The sequence below is a fragment of the Catellicoccus marimammalium M35/04/3 genome (assembly GCF_000313915.1).
GTDB classification, from domain to species: domain Bacteria; phylum Bacillota; class Bacilli; order Lactobacillales; family Catellicoccaceae; genus Catellicoccus; species Catellicoccus marimammalium.
In genome coordinates this window covers 49,770-70,071 of sequence record NZ_AMYT01000022.1, presented here as the reverse complement: position 1 = coordinate 70,071, position 20,302 = coordinate 49,770, and the positions used below count along the sequence as shown (strand labels likewise).

The 20,302-nt window shown below is 33.2% G+C and carries 20 protein-coding genes; 8 read left to right on the top strand and 12 right to left on the bottom strand.

The window, feature by feature from the left end:
* Positions 1-198: 198 nt before the first annotated feature.
* The 4 genes from C683_RS05890 (at position 199) to C683_RS05875 (ending at position 3,128) form a co-directional block, all read left to right on the top strand.
* Positions 199-1,020 (top strand): DUF368 domain-containing protein, encoded by an 822-nt coding sequence (locus tag C683_RS05890; protein WP_009491972.1) that lies wholly within the window; start codon positions 199-201, stop codon positions 1,018-1,020.
* A gap of 2 nt (positions 1,021-1,022) precedes the next feature.
* Entirely contained in the window at positions 1,023-1,832 is an 810-nt protein-coding gene (locus C683_RS06425) for a DUF805 domain-containing protein (protein ID WP_009491970.1), read from the top strand.
* 209 nt (positions 1,833-2,041) lie between these two features.
* The gene (locus C683_RS05880) at positions 2,042-2,485 is read left to right on the top strand and encodes a universal stress protein (protein WP_009491969.1); all 444 of its coding nucleotides are present in this window, start codon (positions 2,042-2,044) and stop codon (positions 2,483-2,485) included.
* 19 nt (positions 2,486-2,504) lie between these two features.
* Positions 2,505-3,128, top strand: a complete 624-nt coding sequence (locus C683_RS05875) for an MBL fold metallo-hydrolase (RefSeq protein WP_009491968.1) — start codon at positions 2,505-2,507, stop codon at positions 3,126-3,128.
* A gap of 35 nt (positions 3,129-3,163) precedes the next feature.
* On the opposite strand, the gene C683_RS05870 is transcribed toward C683_RS05875, so the two are convergent.
* On the bottom strand, positions 3,164-4,000 hold the full coding sequence (locus tag C683_RS05870; protein WP_009491967.1) for an undecaprenyl-diphosphate phosphatase: 837 nt from the start codon (positions 3,998-4,000) through the stop codon (positions 3,164-3,166).
* Positions 4,001-4,230: 230 nt separating this feature from the next.
* On the opposite strand from C683_RS05870, the gene C683_RS05865 reads away from it, so the two are divergent.
* Positions 4,231-4,680 (top strand): PTS sugar transporter subunit IIA, encoded by a 450-nt coding sequence (locus tag C683_RS05865; protein ID WP_009491966.1) that lies wholly within the window; start codon positions 4,231-4,233, stop codon positions 4,678-4,680.
* 33 nt (positions 4,681-4,713) lie between these two features.
* Here C683_RS05865 and C683_RS05860 read toward each other — a convergent pair whose 3' ends face one another.
* Genes C683_RS05860 through C683_RS05840 form a run of 5 tightly spaced genes read right to left on the bottom strand, consistent with a single transcriptional unit; the run spans position 4,714 to position 8,334 of the window.
* Positions 4,714-5,037, bottom strand: coding sequence for an iron-sulfur cluster biosynthesis family protein (locus C683_RS05860; protein ID WP_009491965.1), 324 nt, complete (start codon positions 5,035-5,037; stop codon positions 4,714-4,716).
* Between the two features lie 9 nt (positions 5,038-5,046).
* Complete coding sequence (locus C683_RS05855) at positions 5,047-5,679, bottom strand: GDSL-type esterase/lipase family protein (RefSeq protein WP_009491964.1); 633 nt, start codon at positions 5,677-5,679, stop codon at positions 5,047-5,049.
* A gap of 2 nt (positions 5,680-5,681) precedes the next feature.
* Positions 5,682-7,130 carry a glycoside hydrolase family 3 protein gene (locus C683_RS05850; protein ID WP_009491963.1) on the bottom strand — a complete coding sequence of 483 codons (1,449 nt, stop codon included), beginning with the start codon at positions 7,128-7,130 and terminating at the stop codon, positions 5,682-5,684.
* Positions 7,131-7,147: 17 nt separating this feature from the next.
* Entirely contained in the window at positions 7,148-7,393 is a 246-nt protein-coding gene (locus C683_RS05845; protein WP_009491962.1) for a GlsB/YeaQ/YmgE family stress response membrane protein, read from the bottom strand.
* 8 nt (positions 7,394-7,401) lie between these two features.
* Complete coding sequence (locus C683_RS05840; RefSeq protein ID WP_009491961.1) at positions 7,402-8,334, bottom strand: serine hydrolase; 933 nt, start codon at positions 8,332-8,334, stop codon at positions 7,402-7,404.
* A gap of 340 nt (positions 8,335-8,674) precedes the next feature.
* On the opposite strand from C683_RS05840, the gene C683_RS05835 reads away from it, so the two are divergent.
* Together C683_RS05835 and C683_RS05830 are read left to right on the top strand one after the other, a co-directional pair.
* Entirely contained in the window at positions 8,675-9,940 is a 1,266-nt protein-coding gene (locus C683_RS05835; protein ID WP_009491960.1) for a glycosyltransferase family 2 protein, read from the top strand.
* Positions 9,941-10,004: 64 nt separating this feature from the next.
* Positions 10,005-11,390, top strand: coding sequence for an Ig-like domain-containing protein (locus C683_RS05830; RefSeq protein ID WP_009491959.1), 1,386 nt, complete (start codon positions 10,005-10,007; stop codon positions 11,388-11,390).
* Positions 11,391-11,472: 82 nt separating this feature from the next.
* Here the strand turns inward: C683_RS05830 and C683_RS05825 are convergent, their stop codons facing one another.
* Entirely contained in the window at positions 11,473-14,259 is a 2,787-nt protein-coding gene (locus C683_RS05825; RefSeq protein WP_051011340.1) for a YhgE/Pip domain-containing protein, read from the bottom strand.
* Positions 14,260-14,478: 219 nt separating this feature from the next.
* On the opposite strand from C683_RS05825, the gene rpsT reads away from it, so the two are divergent.
* The gene (gene rpsT, locus C683_RS05820) at positions 14,479-14,733 is read left to right on the top strand and encodes a 30S ribosomal protein S20 (RefSeq protein ID WP_009491957.1); all 255 of its coding nucleotides are present in this window, start codon (positions 14,479-14,481) and stop codon (positions 14,731-14,733) included.
* Between the two features lie 36 nt (positions 14,734-14,769).
* Here the strand turns inward: rpsT and holA are convergent, their stop codons facing one another.
* The 5 genes from holA to coaD form a co-directional block, all read right to left on the bottom strand.
* Positions 14,770-15,756: a DNA polymerase III subunit delta gene (gene holA, locus C683_RS05815; protein ID WP_009491956.1), complete on the bottom strand. Its 987-nt coding sequence runs from the start codon at positions 15,754-15,756 to the stop codon at positions 14,770-14,772.
* A gap of 63 nt (positions 15,757-15,819) precedes the next feature.
* Positions 15,820-18,027 (bottom strand): ComEC/Rec2 family competence protein, encoded by a 2,208-nt coding sequence (locus C683_RS05810; RefSeq protein WP_009491955.1) that lies wholly within the window; start codon positions 18,025-18,027, stop codon positions 15,820-15,822.
* Positions 18,024-18,710: a helix-hairpin-helix domain-containing protein gene (locus C683_RS05805; protein WP_009491954.1), complete on the bottom strand. Its 687-nt coding sequence runs from the start codon at positions 18,708-18,710 to the stop codon at positions 18,024-18,026. The genes C683_RS05810 and C683_RS05805 overlap by 4 nt, the downstream gene beginning before the upstream one ends.
* Before the next feature lie 45 nt (positions 18,711-18,755).
* Entirely contained in the window at positions 18,756-19,823 is a 1,068-nt protein-coding gene (locus C683_RS05800; protein WP_009491953.1) for a SepM family pheromone-processing serine protease, read from the bottom strand.
* Positions 19,816-20,301: a pantetheine-phosphate adenylyltransferase gene (gene coaD / locus C683_RS05795; RefSeq protein ID WP_009491952.1), complete on the bottom strand. Its 486-nt coding sequence runs from the start codon at positions 20,299-20,301 to the stop codon at positions 19,816-19,818. Before coaD ends, C683_RS05800 begins: the two co-directional genes overlap by 8 nt.
* Between the last annotated feature and the right edge of the window lies 1 nt (position 20,302).

Genomic DNA, 20,302 nt, shown 5'->3' with positions numbered 1-20,302 from the left:
TCAAAAATACTTCTATTTTTGCATATATTTTAGCACATTATAAACAGACAAGCCGAAAAAATGCTTAAATCATAAGAATCTTCTCTTCCTTTTTTAATAAGAAAAGAATAAAAATTTTATTTCTCCTTATTCTTTATAAGGCAACTTTATAAGAATATGGTACACTAGTGCTATATTATGAAATTGAGGAGGTTTTTTATGGATTGGTTGTTACGATTCATTAAGGGTATGTTTATTGGCTCAGGCTTTATTTTACCAGGAATTTCTGGTGGAGCATTAGCCGCTGTATTTGGCATTTACGAACCATTAATTGCCTTTTTGGCACATCCATTTAAAAAATTAAAAGAAAACTTTTCTTTTTTCCTACCCATTGCACTAGGAGGATTAGCTGGAATTTATCTGCTTTCCTTTGCGGTTAGTTTCTTATTAGGAACTTATCAAACCATTATTTTGTGGTTCTTTGTAGGAGCAATTGTAGGTACTGCACCATCTTTATGGAAACAAGCAGGAAAAGAAGGAAGAAATAAAAAAGATTATTGGATTATGGGCATCACTTTTGTCCTTGCACTTTTATTTTTAATTTACGGAAAACACTTATTCAGCGCTTCTGTTCCTCAAAATACTTGGACTTGGATGTTAGCTGGAGGATTAATCGCTTTAGGAATTATTGTTCCTGGTTTAAGTCCTTCTAACTTCCTATTATATATGGGAATGTATAAAGCAATGTCTGACCATATTAAAGGATTAGATTTTTCAGTGTTAATTCCTATCGCTATTGGAGGACTATTAGTTCTTATTTTGTTATCAAAATTATTTGATCATATCTTTAAAGTGGCTTATAGTCAGTTATTCCACTTTATCTTAGGAGTCGTAGCTGCATCTACGATCATGATTATTCCATTAGATTATCAAGGATTTACCTTTATGGGATACTTCATGTGTGCAGTACTTTTAGGATTAGGAATTCTAGTAGGATACTTTATGGCTCGCTTAGAAGATAAGGTTGTACCGGAGGGATAAAAATGAAAATTCAAGGAAAAATTCAAGAGAAAGGAAAAGTAACTTTTATCCAAGCAATCAAAGACTTTTATAAAGGTTACATCGACTTTGGTGGACGTTCTACCCGTGGTGGTTATTGGTGGGCGACACTATTTACTTTTATTATTACACTTTTATATGGAATTGGACTTATTGCGGCTACCGCTAGTTTTATATTAAGCAATAGCTCTGATCAAATCTTAGGCTTGGTGATTATTTTAGGAGGAGCAATCTTAGCTTGGATTTTCCTCTTCCCAGGATTCCCATTAACTTGTCGTCGTATGCGTGATGCAGGAATGACCACAACGGCAATTGTTGTATTTTATATTATATCTATTGCTGTTGCTATGGTATCTTCGATTCACGAAGATAGCACTTTCTTTGCTTTTGCGACAAGCGTTATTGGTTTAGTTCAGTTTGTTATCACTCTTCTACCATCTGACCAATTGACAGCTGATAGTCAAAATCCATGGGCACAAAAATTCTTCCGTCAAAAAGAAGTAAAACCTTTGACAGGAAAAGAAGCTAAACCATCAACTGTAATTCAACGTGCAATGGAAAATGAAGATGGAACAAAAGTTGTTCCAGCCTTAGCAGAAGAAAAAGAAGTAGTAGCAAGCACAACAGAAGTTACTTCTATTCAAGACGAAACTTCTTCTACCACAGAAGAAAAACAAGAAGATAGCGTTTCTAAAGATTCGATTTCTACACAAGAAATAGAAGAAAAAACAGAAGAAAATTGCTCTTCTTGCTCTCATCTAACTGAAGAAAATGCAGATGAAAAAAAAGATTAAAAAAATAACGATGAAAACCTTTACATTTTATTATTTATCCTTTATTATAATGAGTGTAAAGATCTTGTATATTTTTCTTTCGACAGGCGCATGATACGAAATGTATCATGCGTTTTTCATCATCTATCTATTTTTTTCCTTATTTTTATAAAATGAGTTATGATAAAGATAGGAAGATGACTATCGTAAAAAGAAAAAGAGGGATGAAAATGACACAATTATACAAAAATATTTTAGTTGGTATTGATGAAGGTCCATTATCACAAAAAGCTTTACATCAAGCAATTCAATTAGCAAAACAAAATCAATCTACATTATATGTAGTTACCGTTTTAAGTGAAGAAGAAGTTACAAAAGGGACCGATGAATTCGTTGCGACAGAAGAATTTTTCAAATTGGAACGCGAACGAGCAGAAAAATTATTACATGAAGCCAAAGAAGCTTTCACAAACGAAGGGGTTACTGGAGATTGTTATTTACAATTTGGTTCCGCTAAAAAATTATTAGCAGAAACTTTACCTGAAACTTGGGATATTGATTTAACAGTAATTGGTGCTCCAGATAAACATTTAGAAAATTACTTTGGCATTGGTTCTGTGGCTTCTTATGTGGTTCGTCACAGTAAAAACAATGTCTTTATCACTAAACAATAAAAATGAAATGGGAGAAATTATGAAATATACAGTAAAAAAAATTATCACCGGATTTTTACAAGAAAATTGCTATATCGTTTCTAATGGACATAACGCTTTAATTATTGATCCAGGAGCAGATGCCCAAAAAATCATTCAATATATCCATGATGAACAATTAGTACCACGTGCTATTCTATTAACTCATGGACATTTTGATCACATTGGTGCTGTAAATGCTCTAAAAGAAACTTTTGCAATTCCTGTCTTTATGAGTGAAAAAGAAGCTGATTGGCTAGAAGATCCTGAAAAGAACTTATCAAATACTTTTAGTCCTCATCCAGTTTATGCTGATAAAGCAGAATTTAACTTGGATGTACAAAATTGTGATCGTTGCCTAGGAGATATCCACTTTACAATGATTCCAACTCCAGGACATTCAGAAGGAAGTATTTCTTTCTTATTTGATGATTTTATTATTGTAGGAGATACGCTTTTTTATGAAAGTATTGGTCGTAGTGATTTCCCAACTGGAGATGCAAACACTTTATTAAATACTATTCGTCAAAAATTTATGACCTTACCGGATGATATTATCGTTTATCCAGGACATGGGCAAGCAACAACGATTGGACATGAGCGTCAACATAATCCATATTTATAAAATAAAAATACGCCATCTTAAGATGACGTATTTTTTTATCTCATCGCAATAAACCAATATCCTAATAGTAAAATACCTAAAATAATACGGTACCAACCAAAGGCTTTAAAGTCATGTTTTTGAATATATTTCATTAAGAATTTAATCGCTAAAACTGAAACAACAAAAGAAACGACACAGCCAACAAGAAGGACCATTCCATTTCCAAAAGTAATTGTGTTTCCTTTTAAGAAAAATTTTACCATCTTCAAAGCGCTGGCTCCAAGCATCGTTGGAATTCCTAAGAAGAAAGAAAATTCTGCTGAAACATAACGGGAACAGCCAATTAAAATAGCTCCTAAAATAGTAGCTCCAGAACGACTTGTTCCAGGAATCAGTGCTAAAACTTGGAACATTCCAATAAAGAAGGCTGTTTTCCAAGTTAAACCGGGAAGTGTAGTTACTTTTGGTGTCACATTTTTATTCCGATTTTCGATAATAATAAATAAAACCCCATAAACAATTAACATCACTGCTACAGGAACAAAATGATAAAAATGTGCTTCTAGCCAGTCATCAAATAATAATCCAATGACAGCACTAGGAATACAAGCAACAATTACTTTTCCCCATAGTGTCCAAGTATCTTTCTTTTCAATTTCATTTTTTTGTGGAGAAAATGGATTTAATTTATGGAAATAAAGTAAAACCACAGCTAAAATCGCTCCCAATTGGATAACCACATTAAACATTTCCATAAAAGCAGCCGATTCTCTCATCTTAATAAACTGATCGACTAAAATTAAGTGACCCGTACTACTAATCGGCAACCATTCGGTAATTCCTTCTACAATTCCCAAAATGGTAGCCTTTATTATATTCATAATTTCCATAGGCGATCCTTTCTAATTTTATTGCTTTTTTAGCATAGCATACTCTTAAAAAAATTCCAGTCTCTTCACTGATTCTTAACTTTTTTACAATCCTTTCTCCTTCATAAAGATAAATCTTTTGGCTTATGATTAATTCATGATAGAATGAATGTAAAGAAAGGAATGAAATTTTAGAGAAAGGAGATTTGTCTCACTATCTTCCACCTTTCTTTTGGAGACAAATAGAACATATGAGTACTTCTCATCTTCCAAGCTTACATGCGGCCAGTACCGGAACTTTAATTTCTCTTTCTAAAGTTGAAGATGCATTATTCTCTTATCGTGTTTTAGGTGACGGATACTGTATTTTAGCAAAAGAATCGCAAGTAGTTGCTCCTTGTGATGGAACAATTACCATGACTTTTCCTACCAAGCATTGTTTTGCGTTACAAACAAAAGAACAAGAAACGATTTGGATTACTTTAGGTATTGATACGATTCAATTAGAAGGTAAACCATTTATTTCTCATGTTCATGTAGGGCAAACCGTGAAGACAGGAGATCTTTTATGTGAAATGAACCTTTCTCTACTTGATGAGTATCATCTCGCGCCTTACGTGATTGTAACCGTACCAGATTGTATGCAACTTCCTTTTTCGATTGCCGAACAAGAAGTTCAACAATCTCAACCCCTAACATAAAAAGCTTCACCTAGTGTGAAGCTTTTTTGTTTTCTATTTTTCCACCCAACGTAGATTTGGCGTAATATAACCCATCATTTTTCCTTTTAATTCTAAATGATGTTCTCTTTCATTAAAATCAATTTTATTTTCTTCATCTAAATATTGGATTTTATCTTTTTCCATGGCAATTTTTCCCAAATTAGACTCTACAAAAATAGCATCTTTTGGATACTCTGTACTATTCTCTAAATAAAAAACAGCATCATTGGAACAAATGCATCCAATCGGTTGATAAAGTAAAGATAGGCACTCTTTTCCTTCGCCTTTTTTTGCTGTAATATATTCTTTAGCTTTTGGTGTGAACTCGATTTTCATAAATATCTCCTATTCAAAATGTTCTAATAAACGTTGTGCAATAATGTGGTGTGTTGCTGGATGATAAGTCATTCCATCTTCAGCAATATAAGCTTGATTGCCATAACGAATGGCTAATTCATTGATAATTCCATCCAGTGCTACATATTCACATTGACAATCACGAGCAATTTCTCGTAAAATTTGAATTTTTTGATTCATATCAATACGCAAAGCACGTGTTTGTGAATTGACATCTAATAAGAAGGGTTCTAATAAGATAATTCTTCGAGTAACTGTATTTTGAATTTCTTGAATTAACTGACGTAAATTTCGGTTAAAACGAGAATATTCTTTTAATGTAGCTTGCTCATGATGTTGTTCTGCTAAAATTGCATCTTGATGGCCAGCAAAAATAATTACTACATTTGGCTTTTGCTCAATACAACGTTCATTCATCGATTCCATCATAATTTGTGAATTATCTCCTAATTGTGCTGCATTTGCAAAGCGTAAGCTTAAATCAGGATGTCTTGCATCTAATGCAGCTGCTGTAATCATAGCAAAACCACGTCCCATATCAGAAAAGTCATCGTATTTACGACCGGCTCCTGTATTTAATCCACCTAAAAATAATATCTTATCATCTTGTTCTAATCGCATAATTATTCATTTCCTTCTTCTATTGTTCCTAAAAATGGTGTATTTTGTTTTATTTTTTCTAGTAAAGAAAGTAAAGTTTCTTCTTCTTGATCAAAAATAATGATCTCTTCAATTTCATTTTGTAACGGTACTTCTGGATTTCCACAAGTTAAAATACATTGTGCATCAGAAATTTTAGTTGTTCCATCTTGGCGAACCGTAATCACAAAGTCATCAGTTGTCTCTCCTAAAGGTAAAACATAAAACTGTGCATCTTCCCATTGCTGAACGATCGATTGTACCAACGATTCTTCTTTTGGACTTGCTGGTTGTAAAGCAATTTTATGTCCTTTCGTTTGACGTAATCCTCCGTGATCATTACGTAAAACAATAGCTTCATTAGAAATTTTTCCTTGATACAATTGATTTTTCGCTTGATGAACCTTAGCTAATTCTTGTTTTTTATTGCACACTTCTAAAAATGGGATATTGTCACATAAACCAAGCATTGCTTTAACTCCTAGAATACGTTGCAATGATTGTTGCAATTGATGCTCGGTAAACACGCCAAAATGTAATCCTTCTTTTAATGCCGCAATTACAGTCTCAATCGGCTCCTCTGTATAAACCATATCACATCCTGAACCAATCGCTAAGGCATAATCTGCAGATTCTGCTGGACGAACATTTGCTACAATTACACCTGAAAATTGTAATTGTTTGCGCAACAATTGCTCTGTAATATAAGTGGAATAATAACTTGCACGTTGTTGTTCTTTTTCTTCTTCACTATACATTTGAATATAATCTGAGAAAGGAGTAGCATCCAAAAGAAGAACACTTCCTCCTTCTTTAATCCAACGACGAGCATAAGCTCCATTTTGTTTTCGCCAGTCCCCTAAGCTAATTTTTTCATCGAATAAACCATAACCCATGGCGATAACATCATTTTCAGTAACTCCTTGAGCAAAAGAAGAAAGAAATTCTCCACGATTCTTTGTCCAATAGCGAGTTTCTTCTTTTCCTTCTTTTGTCGAAAAGTTTGGTCCCTGAATAATATTTCCTCCAATTGCGCCCCATTCTAAAGCACTAACCCAACCTAAAGTATAAGCATTTTCTTCTTTACCTGTAGCGCTAATTTTCAGAGGAGAACCAATAAAGGTTCCTTCTTCAATAGCTTCTTTTGTCCCTGTTACTAACTTACTAGTAATAAAAGCTGGTACTGCATAATGAGTCTGTAAAAAACGACATTTTTCATAAAGATGGGCTTTACTATCTTTTTGTAAATATAGTCCTCCAACTCCAAAACTAGTAATTTCTTTATCTAGCGCTGAAATCTCTTCTTCTTGTGGCTGATAAAAAATTAATTGTGCTAATTTCTCTTCTAATGTTAAAGAATGAATTTTATTTTTTACCCACTGAATTCCTTCATCATCTAAATAAAATGGACTTTCATTCAAACGTACTTTCATCTTTTTCCCCTCTATTTCTAATCCAATCGATTCATTACAAATTGTAAAATAATAATCACAATCACTGCTCCTAAAATTGCAGGAATAATAGCAATTCCAGCCAAATGGAATCCCCAGTCACCAAATAATCGCTCACCAACAAAAGATCCAACTAAGCCAGCAATACTATTTTTCAAACATCCACCAGCTCCAGAATCTCCTACAATCATACTTGCGATGGCTCCTACAACGGTACCAATGATTAATAACCAAATCGTATGCATGTCTTCTTTTATCCTTCCTTTTGTACCATTTTATAAACATCATCGGAAATTTGTCCAATAATATAGTCTCCGTCACGATCTCCTTTAGTATAAATCGTTACAATATAAGGATGTGCACCATAATAAATTCCAATATCATGATAATTTTCTTCTCTAAAAGAAGAACGGTGAGCCATTTTTTCTCGTGTTGTTTTTGTTGCTAATCCACTATTTCCTGATTTCAATAACCATTTTTGAATTTTGATATATTCAGGATTATTCGTTGGATTTTCATATAATAAACGCAAATAATATAAAGCAGTTCCTGCTGTTAAGCAAGGTTCTTTCTCTTTTACTGGCTGATTTTTATCATAATATTGTTGCAAATATTGCAGCACTTCTTTTTCTCCACCTAATACTTGGACTAACATTTCATAAGCAATCGAATCATTATAGGCCAACATTAAGCGAAGAAGGTCCTCAATCGTATAACTTTCTTTTGGATTTTTATAAATTTCTCCTTCATTCACTTCTGGCGTAATTCCTTCATAAGGAATCTCTTCTTTTGGATCTAATTGCTTAGCATAAATTTTATCTGCCACAATTAATGCAACAGGAATATAAAAAGTACTTCCTGCTTGAAAAGGAATGTTTGCATTTAAAGAAAGAGTTTCTTTTGTTGTTAAATCATAAAAAGAAAATCCAACTAAAGCGGATTGATTTTTTAAAAGGCTTTGAATCTCTTCATTTAGGAGTGATAATCGTTCTTCTTCTTTTTCTTTTGCTTTCTTATACTGCATTTTTTCCTTATTTTGTTCTTGTTTTACTTCTTTTGCTTCATTTCTTTGTGTCCATTCTTGTAAATATAGTCGTCCACTTTGAAATAGAAAAATACCAACAAAAAGAAGAGCACAAAGACCAAAAAAAGAAAGTACTATTTTTTTCTTTGGTTTTTTTTCCACAAATTTACTGTTCCTCCTCTTTTATTTTGCCCTTTTATTATACCATGAAACCTAAACTTCGCTCGTCTATCTTCTTTTTCTTCACGCTAAAAAATCGTTTTTTCCCTCTTTTATTTTTTCATTAAAAATCGTTTTTAAAAAAACAAAATTGTCGAAATTAGTAACTTTTTATCCACTCTCATCATTCACTCATAAAGCTTGTTTTATGCATAAAATCAATGTCTTTGTATATTTATAATATATAAACAACAATTTTGTTTTGTATTTATAGAAATTTCCTCTCCTTTTTTCATTTACAATCAATAACAATTGACTATGGTTATCATAAGGGGGTATAAATTTGAATATAGGGTTTTTAGACATTGTTTTCATCATCTCTTTTTTTGGGATTGTCTATTATACCATTTGGGTCATTCTACTAATTATCCATTCGATTCATGATCCAGAATATCGAAAGGATTTTGAAAATATTGATCCAAAGCTACAACTCTTTGTCCTAATTCCAATGCTCAATGAAGCAGGTGTAGTTCAACAAACACTTTCTAAATTTCTTGAGCATACCCAAACACTACCACAAGTTCAATTAGGGGTGATTGATGATTGTTCTAGTGATGGGACAGCTGATTTAATTCAAAAATTTATTGAAGAAAATCAATGTGAGAAAAAAATTCATTTGATTCGTCGAACTTTTCCTAATGCGCAAACAGGAAAAGGTGATGCTTTGAATTATGGACTAGAGTTTATTCGACAAACTATCAAAGTAAAAGAAGATGAAACGATTATTGGAGTATTGGATGCCGATGCAATTATGAAAGAAGAAGACTTCCAAAAAGTTTTACTTCAATTTTCAACGGCACCAAAATTAGCATTACTACAAACAAAAGTACGGATGATTCATGCCAAAAATTGGTTGCAAAAAATGCAAGATATTGAGTTTGCAACCATTAATGATTGGATTCAACGCGTACGTAATAAAATTAATAATGCAGCCGCTTCAGGCAATGGACAGTTCATTCGTATGTCCAGTGTAGAAGGTAATGATACACCTTGGGGAAATGCATTATTGGAGGACTTTGAATTTAGTACAAATTTCTTGCTAGATAACAAAGAAACCTTCTATCGGACAGATATTGTGGTTTATCAAGAAGCCGTAGACAAGGTTAAACCATTTATTCGTCAACGTTCTCGTTGGGTTCAAGGAGGATTAGATTGTACTTTTAAATATATGAAACGAATCTTCCATAGTCCGTATTTAAAATTTTGGGCTAAATTTGAGATGATTTTCTTTATGCTTTTACCATTCTTTACCATAATGGTAGGATTTTGCAATTTCACCTCATTAATCTTTGCACTTTGTAATATTGATTTGTTTTTTAATTTGATTTTAGGTCTAACAGGAATTAATTTTTTATTAGCTACGCATACAGCTGTAAAATATTGTGGTCATGATCAAAAATTAAAGTTCAAAACAATTTTTTATTGTGGTGGAATGATGATTTATAATATTATCCTCTTTCCAGCCATTATTATTGCTTTCTATCGTAAAATTACGAATAAGAAAACTTGGATTAAAACCACACACGGCGTATCTACTGCGTCATCTTAATTTGCTTTAAAATCATAAAATGATTTTAAATAATAAATTTTTTAATTTTTAGGGGGTATGAATAATGAGTACAACACTTACTCGTACAAAAACTCGTTTTTGTGGTTTAGCTGTTGCCACACTAGCGACAGTCGCACTGGGAATAGGGGCCCATGCACAAAAAGTTCAAGCAGCAGAATTACCAATTCAAGGTGCGTCTGCCAAAGATGCAATCATTACTACAGATGATGGAAAAAATGTAACTGGACAGACAAATTTAAATAAATATGTTTATTATAATGCAAATTACAAATGGTCTTTACCACAAAATGTGACTGTGAAAAATGGAGACACTGCACAATTTGAACTACCAAATAATGTAGAAGTTCGTGTCGCAGATACAAAATTTGACGTTAAAAATGAGAAAAACCAAACAGTAGGTACCTTTGATATTAAAAAAGGTTCTCATACTGGGAAATTAACTTTTAACTCTTATTTTGCTAATCACAAAATGAAAGATATTCATGGTCGTTTATCTTTTAAAGTTAGTGGTACAGAAGAAAATGCGCCGGGTGAATGGTTCCTAAATAAATCTGGTTGGCTAGATAATGATGGAAACGCCAATTGGACAGTAGTTTATAATCCACAATCTAAACATTTAACTAATGTGCATTTAGATGATATTTTACGTAATGGACAAACTTATGTCGACGATTCTATTCAATTATGGTATGGACACGTAGAAAACAACCAATTTGTAGCAGAAGAAAAAATTACTGACCCTGTAAAACAAGGACTAGTTCATGTATCTGAGAATAATGATATTCTTTCTTTCTACTTTAAAAAATTAGATAAAGCTGTTCAACTATACTACAAAACAAAACCAAGCACAGCTGAACAATATCAAAACTTAGATTTAGTCAATGTTGTAGATGCAAGTTGTGATCAAATTGCCATGAATACAATCAGCTGTAAAATTGCAGTTGGTGGTAATGGTACTGCAGATGGTACACAAACGCCAACAGACAAACCTGACAAACCAAGCAAACCTGATCAACCAGGTAAACCTGACCAACCAAGCAAACCTGACAAACCAAGCAAACCTGATCAACCAAGTAAACCTGATCAACCAAGCAAACCTGATCAACCAAGCAAACCTGATCAACCAAGTAAACCTGATCAACCAAGTAAACCTGACAAACCAGGCAAACCTGACAAACCAAGTAAACCTGACAAACCAGGCAAACCTGATCAACCAAGTAAACCCGATCATCCAAACTGTAAACCTGATTGGCCAAACTGGCCTGGTTGTCCTGACTGGCCTTTAATTCCAAACTGGCCTGGTTGTCCTGACTGGCCTTTGATTCCAAACTGGCCTAGTTGCCCTGATTGGCCTTTAATTCCAAACTGGCCTGGTTGCCCTGATTGGCCTTTAATTCCAAACTGGCCATGTTCACCTTGCAATAAATAATAAAACGAATCCTTTGCTATAAAAGCAAAGGATTTTTTTCATAAAAAAAGTGAGCCTTCATAGAAGACTCACTTTTATTGTATTAACTGAAGAAGTGAGTTTTTTCAATTCCTTCTTCAATTTTTTCAAATGGTTTTTCAAAGCGTTCACATAACCAAATTCCTAAAACAATAGCGACAATCGCAAATAAAGCTAGAATTAAAATGTCATGTAACGCATTTGGCCAATAGATTCCTCCTGTTGATTCACGAATCAAGTTTACCCCATAAGTAAATGGAAGGAATGGATAAATCGCTTGGAAGAATGGTCCTGATAATTGGATTGGGAAGTTTCCTCCTCCTCCAGAGATAGATAATACCAGGATAATGACACACGCTGCTTTTCCGACATCTTTGAATAATCCGACAAACATATAAATCAAAGATGTAAATGAGAAAGCTACGAGTAAAGCAAAGAAGAAATACCAAACTTTATTATAGGCATAAATATCTAAAATAAAGAAGTTTCCTAAAGTTACTGCTGCTGCTTGAATAAAGGCAATCGTTAGGAAGATAAGCATCTTCGCTACATAACCTTCACGTAATGTGTAATATGTGTCAGAAGAAGCACGTGAGTTCGCATCTTCTAGTTCTCGTTCTTCTTTGGACATTGCTTTACGACGGCGACGATTTGGACCAAAGAATGGAGTGGCTGATAAAAGACTTGAACTTAATAATCCTCCTACCCATAAACAAAGTACAGTGTAGAATGGAGCACTTTGTGAACCATAGTTTGGTACAGGATAAATATTTTCTTCTTTTAATTTAATTGGATCTTTCATGAAGTCCACTTCTTCTTTGACATCATTCTTCAACAATTTAACAATGTCTTTTAAATCTACTTTTGTAGCACCATCTTCCATTTTCTTCGCTAACTTACGGATGGATTGTTGTAATTTTGGCCATTCGCTGTTAATGATGGCAGAAGTAGTATTTAAAGCAGAAGTAATAGTTGGTAATTTTGCATCCACTACATTTAATAAGTTTTGTAATTTTTCTTCCATATTTGGTAACGCACCAGTTACAAAAGCACTCGCTTGATTTAATTTATCTCCAATTAATGGTAGTCCTTCTTGATAGAATTTTTGACCACCTTCAATACCAGCAATGATAGTTGACATATTTTCATTCAATAAAGTACTTGCATCATGAACTTCTTGTCTTAAGCTTGGTAATTGTTTTTTAAATTCAGTAATTAAATCATTGGCTTCAACTAATGTTTTGTTTGCATTTTTCAATAATGGAACCAAATCAACACCTTTAATTTTAGCTGTTACTGATTTTGCATCTTTCAATGTAGCTTGCAATTCACTAGCAATATTCGCTACTTTTTGTGGTAAATTAGCATTCGCTACTTCTTGAATCATCCCTTGAATTTTCTTTGATAATTCATTGACTTGTTTTAACGCAGATTGAATTTCAGCGACAGAAGCATGTTCTACCGTTTGATCAATTCTATTTAGATGTCCTTCTAAATCTTTATTTACGGTCTCTGCTTGTTTTAATGTATCAATCAGAGATTGCAAATCATGATTTCCACCTGCTTGTTGTAACTGCTCTAAAGTACCAATCATTCCAGAAAGCATGCCATTCATTTGTGCCAACTGTTGATTCATTGATTGGACAAACTTATTAACATCTGCTTTATCTTTATCGGTTAGGGCATTTCCTTGAACTAAAGCATAAAGACGTGCACTTTCTGTTTGGATATTTTGGGCAATTCCATAGACCAAAGATAAAGAAGTATTCACAGACTTCGCTACTTGCGGTAATGCTTTTTGTACAGCAGATACTTGATCTTGTGTTAGATTTAAAAATTGATTGGCTTGATTTAACGTTTGGTCTACCGCTGGTAAAATATTTGCTGCTTTTTGAATTACTTCTTTACCAATTTGTGTAGTTTTTTGTGCGTTATCTACTGTATCCACAATTTTATCAAAGTTTTGATCAAGCATTGATAATTGTTTTCCAGCATTTTGAATTTCTGGAATCTTACTTGGTAGAGTATTTAATACAGATAAATCTTCTACTAATTTTGGATAGTTTTCATCTACTTTTACTACCCCTTCAGCTGCTTGATTTACTTTTGGTAATGTAGCATTCACAAAGTCTTTCGTTTTCTCGATATTTTCTGAAATTTTTGGCATATTTTCGTCTAATTGTACAACGTCTTGAAGGTAGCCATCAATTTCTGACAAATGATCATTCGTATATAAGACTAAGCTTCGAACTTTTTCTACATCAATTAAGTGACTATCTAAATCAATTCCTGCTTTATTGGCCATCGAGAAAATTGCTTTACTGACCGTCCCAATGAATTGTTGGGTAATCGTTTCTTGGATAGTTCCTGCTCCTTTATCCGTAATTTTTGGAGCAATCGCATTAATTTTTTGGTTGACATAGTACTGAATCTCTGGTTTTTCTATTTTTCCTCGTAGAAAACTCATTAAACAATCGGAAAAGTCTTTAGGAATATAAATCCCTGCATAATATTTCCCAGATTGAACACCATCGACTAATTCATCTTTAGAATCAACAAATTTCCAACCGATTTTGTGGTTTTCTTTTAAGTTTTTAACCACTTCATCTCCGATATTTAAATCTAATTTTTTCTTTCCTAGATCTAATACTTGAGTTTTATCTGCACTATATACGGCTACAGGTAAATCTCCTGTATTACTATATGGATCCCATAAAGCCTTAATATTAAACCATGCGTAGAAGCAAGGTAAGATTAATAAGGCTAAGACCATTAAAATTGCCATTTTATTTTTAAAGACTCTTTTCCAGTCATCCATATAGAGATCAGAAACATGTTTAAAAAAATTCAATTCATCCACCTCTATACTCATATTTTTACGTTACTTATCTATTATACTATTTTTTGTATGATATTTCTCATTTCTTGCTAAAATAATGATGAAAAAATTTATTTTAGTTTTCTAATCTCTTCTTTTTATCATTGCCAAAATAGTTTTTTACAGATATAATGATAGTTGTTACTATGTTCGTATACAACCGAATGTAAGATTAATGTGGGAGGTGAAATCATGCCAAACATCGAATCAGCAATCAAACGCGTACGTACAAGCGAAAAAGCAAATGAAAAAAATTCAGCACAAATCTCAGCTATGCGTACTGCCATCAAAAAATTTGAAAAAGCAGTAGAAGCAAAAGCAGATAACGTACAAGACTTATTCAAAGAAGCTACTCGTGCTATCGACATGGCTTTATCAAAAGGTTTAATCCACAAAAATAAAGCAAACCGTGAAAAATCTCGTTTAGCATCTAAATTAAGCAAATAATAAAAAATCGCAGTCTTCTCACTGCGATTTTTTATTTTATAAACGACTTAACAATAACTCGAATAAAAAGTCTTCATCCATTCCCGTTGATTTTAACGCTTGTTCTACTTCTACTGCATAACGATACATCGTTTCTAGTTTTTTCAAAGAAACTTGCCGAGTCTGTCTTTTTGCCAATTCAATACGATAAGGATGAATACCTAATGCTTTTTGCATTTGTTCTTTCGAATATCCTTTTTCCTGTAAAATTTTTACCTGTAATAAAAGACGAATTTGCATTAATAACAAATAATTCATCTTAATTGTATCTTCTCCTTGTACTTTTAATTGGCGATAAATACGCACTGCTTCTCCAACATTTCTTTCTAATAAGTGATCACTAATCGCAAAGAGATGCTCTTCTAAATTAGGCTCAATGGTCGCATCAATGCCTTCTTTTGTAATCTCTTGTTCTCCTGTACTATATAAGAATAATTTTTCTAACTCTTTTTTGATTTCATCGCGCTTTTGTGGCAAACGTTGAAATAAAAATTGTAAATTTTCTTCAGAAATGGCATAACCTTGAGTTTGAATTTGCTGACGTAAATAATTTTTCCAATCTTTTTCTTTCCATTCCTCTTGTGTAACACTCACAGCTTGTTTTAACACTTGTTTTGTCACTTGTTTTCTTTTATCAAGTTTTTGTCCATCACAATAAAAAATCAGGATTACTTCTTCTGGTAACTGTTGAGAAAAGGCTTGGAAGGCTTCAATTTCTTCTTTTGGTACTTCTGTTTTGGTACTTAAAAAAGTACAACTTTCTAAAACAATGACTTTTCCTTCTCCTAAAAAAGAATAGCTTTCTGCTTCGGCAATTAAAGAAGGAAGATCTTCTTCTGGAAAACGAATCCACTCTGCTTCTGGTCTTTGTTCTTGAATGATAGCTAATAAGCGCTCTTTTTGTACTTGATCAAGATCTTGCCATAGATAAAAAGGAGCGATACTCCCCTCTTGCATTTGCTTTTTCGCTGTTGTGTAATTCATTTGTTTCGCCCCTTTCTATTCTTCATTTATTATAGTCGATTTCTCTTTTTCTATCATCTTTTCTTAAGGAATAGCTACTTGAATTTTTTCTTTTCCTAATAACGAAACTTGATAGGTAATCGTTCCTTGTAGATCAGTACGATAATAAGGAATTTTTTCTTTTTTTAAAACCGCTAATACTTCTGGATGAGGATGATGGAAGCGATTATGGTAGCCACAAGAAATCAAAGCTATTTTTGGTTTCCAAGCTCTCAAACAATTTTCATCACTTGAAGTATGACTACCATGATGCCCTAATTTAATAAAATCTGTCGTCAAAGAAGGTAATTGGTTTTCTACTTCTTTTGGTGCATCTCCTAGTAATAAACATTTTCTTTTTCCCAGATGCACTTGTAAAACCAAAGAGTCCTCATTACGTCCACTTCCTTCTTCTTTAGGCCATAAGGTTTTCCAAGTTAACGTTTGATTTTTTTCTTGCTTTCCAGCAATGAGCGGAACAAATTTTGTTTTTGGTTGTATTTTTTGCCAAGCTGCTTTTTCTCTAGCAAAAGTGCCTTTTTTATCACAGCCTAAAGAATACATCACCTGCTCAACTTGAAAATTTTTAGCTAAAGCTACCATATTTCCCATGTGATCCCAATCTGCGTGAGTAATAAATAACGTTTTAATCTTCCATACTCCTTTACTTTTCAAAAAAGGAATTAAATTCCTCTCTGCATCTTCCCTTTTGGGTCCTTGTTGACCAATTTTTCCTCCACAGTCCACAAGATAATGTTCTTGAGCATAATGAGAGCCAGAAAACAAAATGGCATCTCCTTGTCCAATATCAATGACATTCATTTCTTTTTTCAATGTGCAAGGATTGAGGATGAATAGTAGAAGTAGCATCCACCACAATCCCTTTGTTTTTTGTTGGAAAAAACGCCTTTGCCAATACCACAAAAAAGTAACTAAACAAAGACAAAGAAGAATACTAGAAAATGGTTTTAGGGTCAAAGAAAAATTATATTGATTACCAAAAATAACCAATTGGTCTAACTGTCGTAAGGCATTCTCTACTAATTGCTGTAGGGGAGCAAAAGAAAAGAAAGAGAAAATAAAAAAATATCCAAATAAAAAAGGAATTAAAAGATAGGTAAATAAAGGAGCAAAAATAAAATTCCAAAATGTACTCCAAATCGAAACTTCAAAGAAAAAGCGAGACATGACTAGACATAAGAGAAAGAAAAACAATAATGAACCATGCTTTTCTTTTTCATAAAAACAAAAGTAAGCAAATAAACTTAACAAATAACTTAAAACAGCTCCTACTTGAAGTCCAAGACTTGGACAAAAAAGCCAATGACAGCAAAACGCTAAGCCCCATGTCTCATATAGAGTAGGCTTTAAGGAAAAATGCTGAAAAATACGTAAAAAAATATATTGCAAACCACTACGAATAATTCCAATTCCTTGCCCGCAAAACCAATAAATATTCCATAATAAAACTAATTCACAAAAGAAAGTAATTTCTCTTGGTAAATGACATTGCCATAAAATTTTACGCACTACCCAAACCATTAATAATACTTGTAATCCAGATAAGCTTAATAGATGAATCACACCTAATTGACGATAGGCTTTTTTCACCTCTCCTTCGGTCATATTTTTTCCTAATAATAACTGATTAATATATTTTTGTGTACAAGAAGGAAATGCATGCACCTTTTTTTGAATCCAAAGTTGCATCTTTTGGTGCCAAGAAGGAAGAAAAGGAGAACAAACTGTCACATCTTTTCCCATGATTTTTCCTGCTAGATGCTTTCCTCTAAAATATAAGCACTCATGAAAGCCATGTTGGAATCTAGCTTTTTGTCCATTTTGTACCACTCCCTTTATTTGCCAATAAGAAAAAGGAGCAGATGGAACTTTCTTTTTTGGTAACCATAATTGATATTCTTGATTTTTGTATTCTACGATTAAAGACGTTTGATTTTCTTTCTCTTCTTTCGTTTCCCACTTTGGTTTTACTAGCCATGAAACTTCTTGTTCTTGAAAAGGAGCTTCTATGATTTTCTTTTCTTCCAATAATAAAAAGGATGCAAATAGACATACTATTACTAATAAAAGATGCTCTTTCTTATTTTGAATTTGCCACAGACGAAGAAAAACAAGTACTGCTAATACCAATCCTAATCCTTGATAAGAAGAGGAAAGAAAAAACCAAGAGACTCCCCAAAGTAAAAAAGCAAAAAGAGGACTTTGTATTAGTATCCGTTCTTTTTCGATCATAGAACTAACGCCTTCTTTAATTTTTCTACTGTTTTTTCACCAAAACCATCAATATTTTGTAGCTCATCTAGCGACTGAATTTGCCCTTTCTCTTCTCGATATTGAATAATTTTTTGTGCTTTTTTCTCGCCAATTCCATCAATCGTTTGTAGTTGTTCTGAAGTCGCTTGATTAACCGAAATTTTTCCTCCTTCTTCCTCCTGTCCACTGTCCTTTGCTCCCCCTGCTGAAGATGAATTGGTTTGGGAAGTAGCAGTTTCTCCTTTTGGATAGCGAAGCCAATCTTTTTTCTTCTCCCCTTTTTTAGGAATGATAACCGTCATTTCATCTTGTACTTTTTGTGCCAAATCTAAACGATCTTTTTCTGCTGCTTTCGTTAATCCTCCTGCTGCTTGAATCGCATCATATACTCGATCTCCTTCTTGTAAAGGATACATTCCAGGATGCTTTACTTCTCCTTTCATATCTACATAGATTTTTTTAGTTGTAGATTCTTCTTTCAAAGAAGCACTCGTTTCTCCAGTATCTTTTGCCAAAGAGGTTGCTTCTGTTGATTCCACAGGATCAGAAGGGGCTAATTCTTGAGGTTCTCTTTTTGATCCCAAAAACCATATTCCTCCGCCAACCACAAGAACGATGATGATAAGTAAAATTAATTTCTTTTTCTTTTCTTCGATTTCCATTTTCCTCACCTCATCTATTTATACAAAAAAAAGAAGCAACTATTTCTAGTTGCTCTTTTCTAAATAGTGGATGGCATCTTGTACAGTTTTTACAGGCACCACTTTCATTTTTGTATGAATATCTTTAGCCGTTTTTTTAGCTTCCGCATAATTTGATTGGAAATCTTTTGGTTTTTTCCCTAATTCTTTTGGCCATGTATCATCTGGCGCTAAAAAGATTTCTGCTCCACTAGCATCTGCAGCTACGATTTTATCTTGAATTCCACCAATCCGGCCAATTGTACCATCTGGATAAATTTCACCTGTACCTGCAATTTTACGTCCTTTTTGCAAATCTTTATGTGTTAGTAGTTCATAAATTTGCAAAGTAAACATCATTCCAGCCGAAGGACCGCCAATATCTCCTACGGTAAATTTAATTTTTTCTGGCGTTTCAATTTTTGTTTTGGTTACTAAACCAATTCCTAGTCCAACTTTTTTTGTGGCTTTAATTTTTTTCAAAACCCCAGTAATTTCTTTTTCTTTCCCTTCTTTTTTCACTGTAAGGGTTACTTTTGTTCCAGCCTTTTGTTTTTGTAGATAACGAATCATTTCATCAGCAGAAGAGAAAGACTTTTGATTGATTTTTGTAATCCAATCTCCCACCGCTAATTTATGGTAAAAATCAGAATCCTTTTCTACATCTAAAACATAAATTCCATCATATTTTAAATGATAAGGTTTTTTAGCTAGAGATAAAGCCACTTTTTTGGCGATATTTTGCGAGGTTTCCATATAATATTGTTGCATTTGGTCATATTCTTTAGAATCAGTATCTTTTCCCATGACCTCTTCTTTTTTCATCACTTGCATATAAGGATCTTTTTTTGCTTCTAAATAAAGGTAAGGAGTGGCTTGACGCAACATCACAGTGGTTAAATAAAAATCTCCCTTTGCTTTTTCTTTTTTTCCATTGACGGTTACCATTTCTGTCAACGGCTCAGCGCTACCTGGAGCTTCAATTACATAATTTTTTAATGGAAAACAAAAGAAGAAAATAGCTCCCACTCCTACAATTAAAAGAAGAGCACTGATAATATACCATAGAGAATGACGTTTCTTTTCTTTATCCATTTTTTCCCCTTTCTGCTTCTAATTCTGTCCAAATTTCTTTTGGCACATAGGATTGATACTGCGTCCCATAAGAGAATAGTTCACGAACATAGGTGGAAGAAAGAGTTAGATATTCTTTTTTGGCGGGTAAAAACAAAGTATCTACCCCTCCTAACTCTTGGTTCCACTGACTCAATGTCCACTCATTTTCAAAGTCATTCATAGAGCGAATTCCTCTTAAAAACACGGCATTTGGGTATTCTTTGGCTATATCTACTGCCAATTGATCTTTATTTTGTATCACTTGAACATTAGAAAAAGAAGCAACACTTTTTTCTACACAATTTTTTCTTTTTTCTAAAGAAAGCCAAGAGGACTTATTACGATTTTGTGTCACCACTACAATGACTTTTGCAAAAAGTTGACTGGCTCTTTGGATGATATCTAAATGTCCTAGAGTAATTGGATCAAACGAGCCACTATAAATTGCTATTGTCATT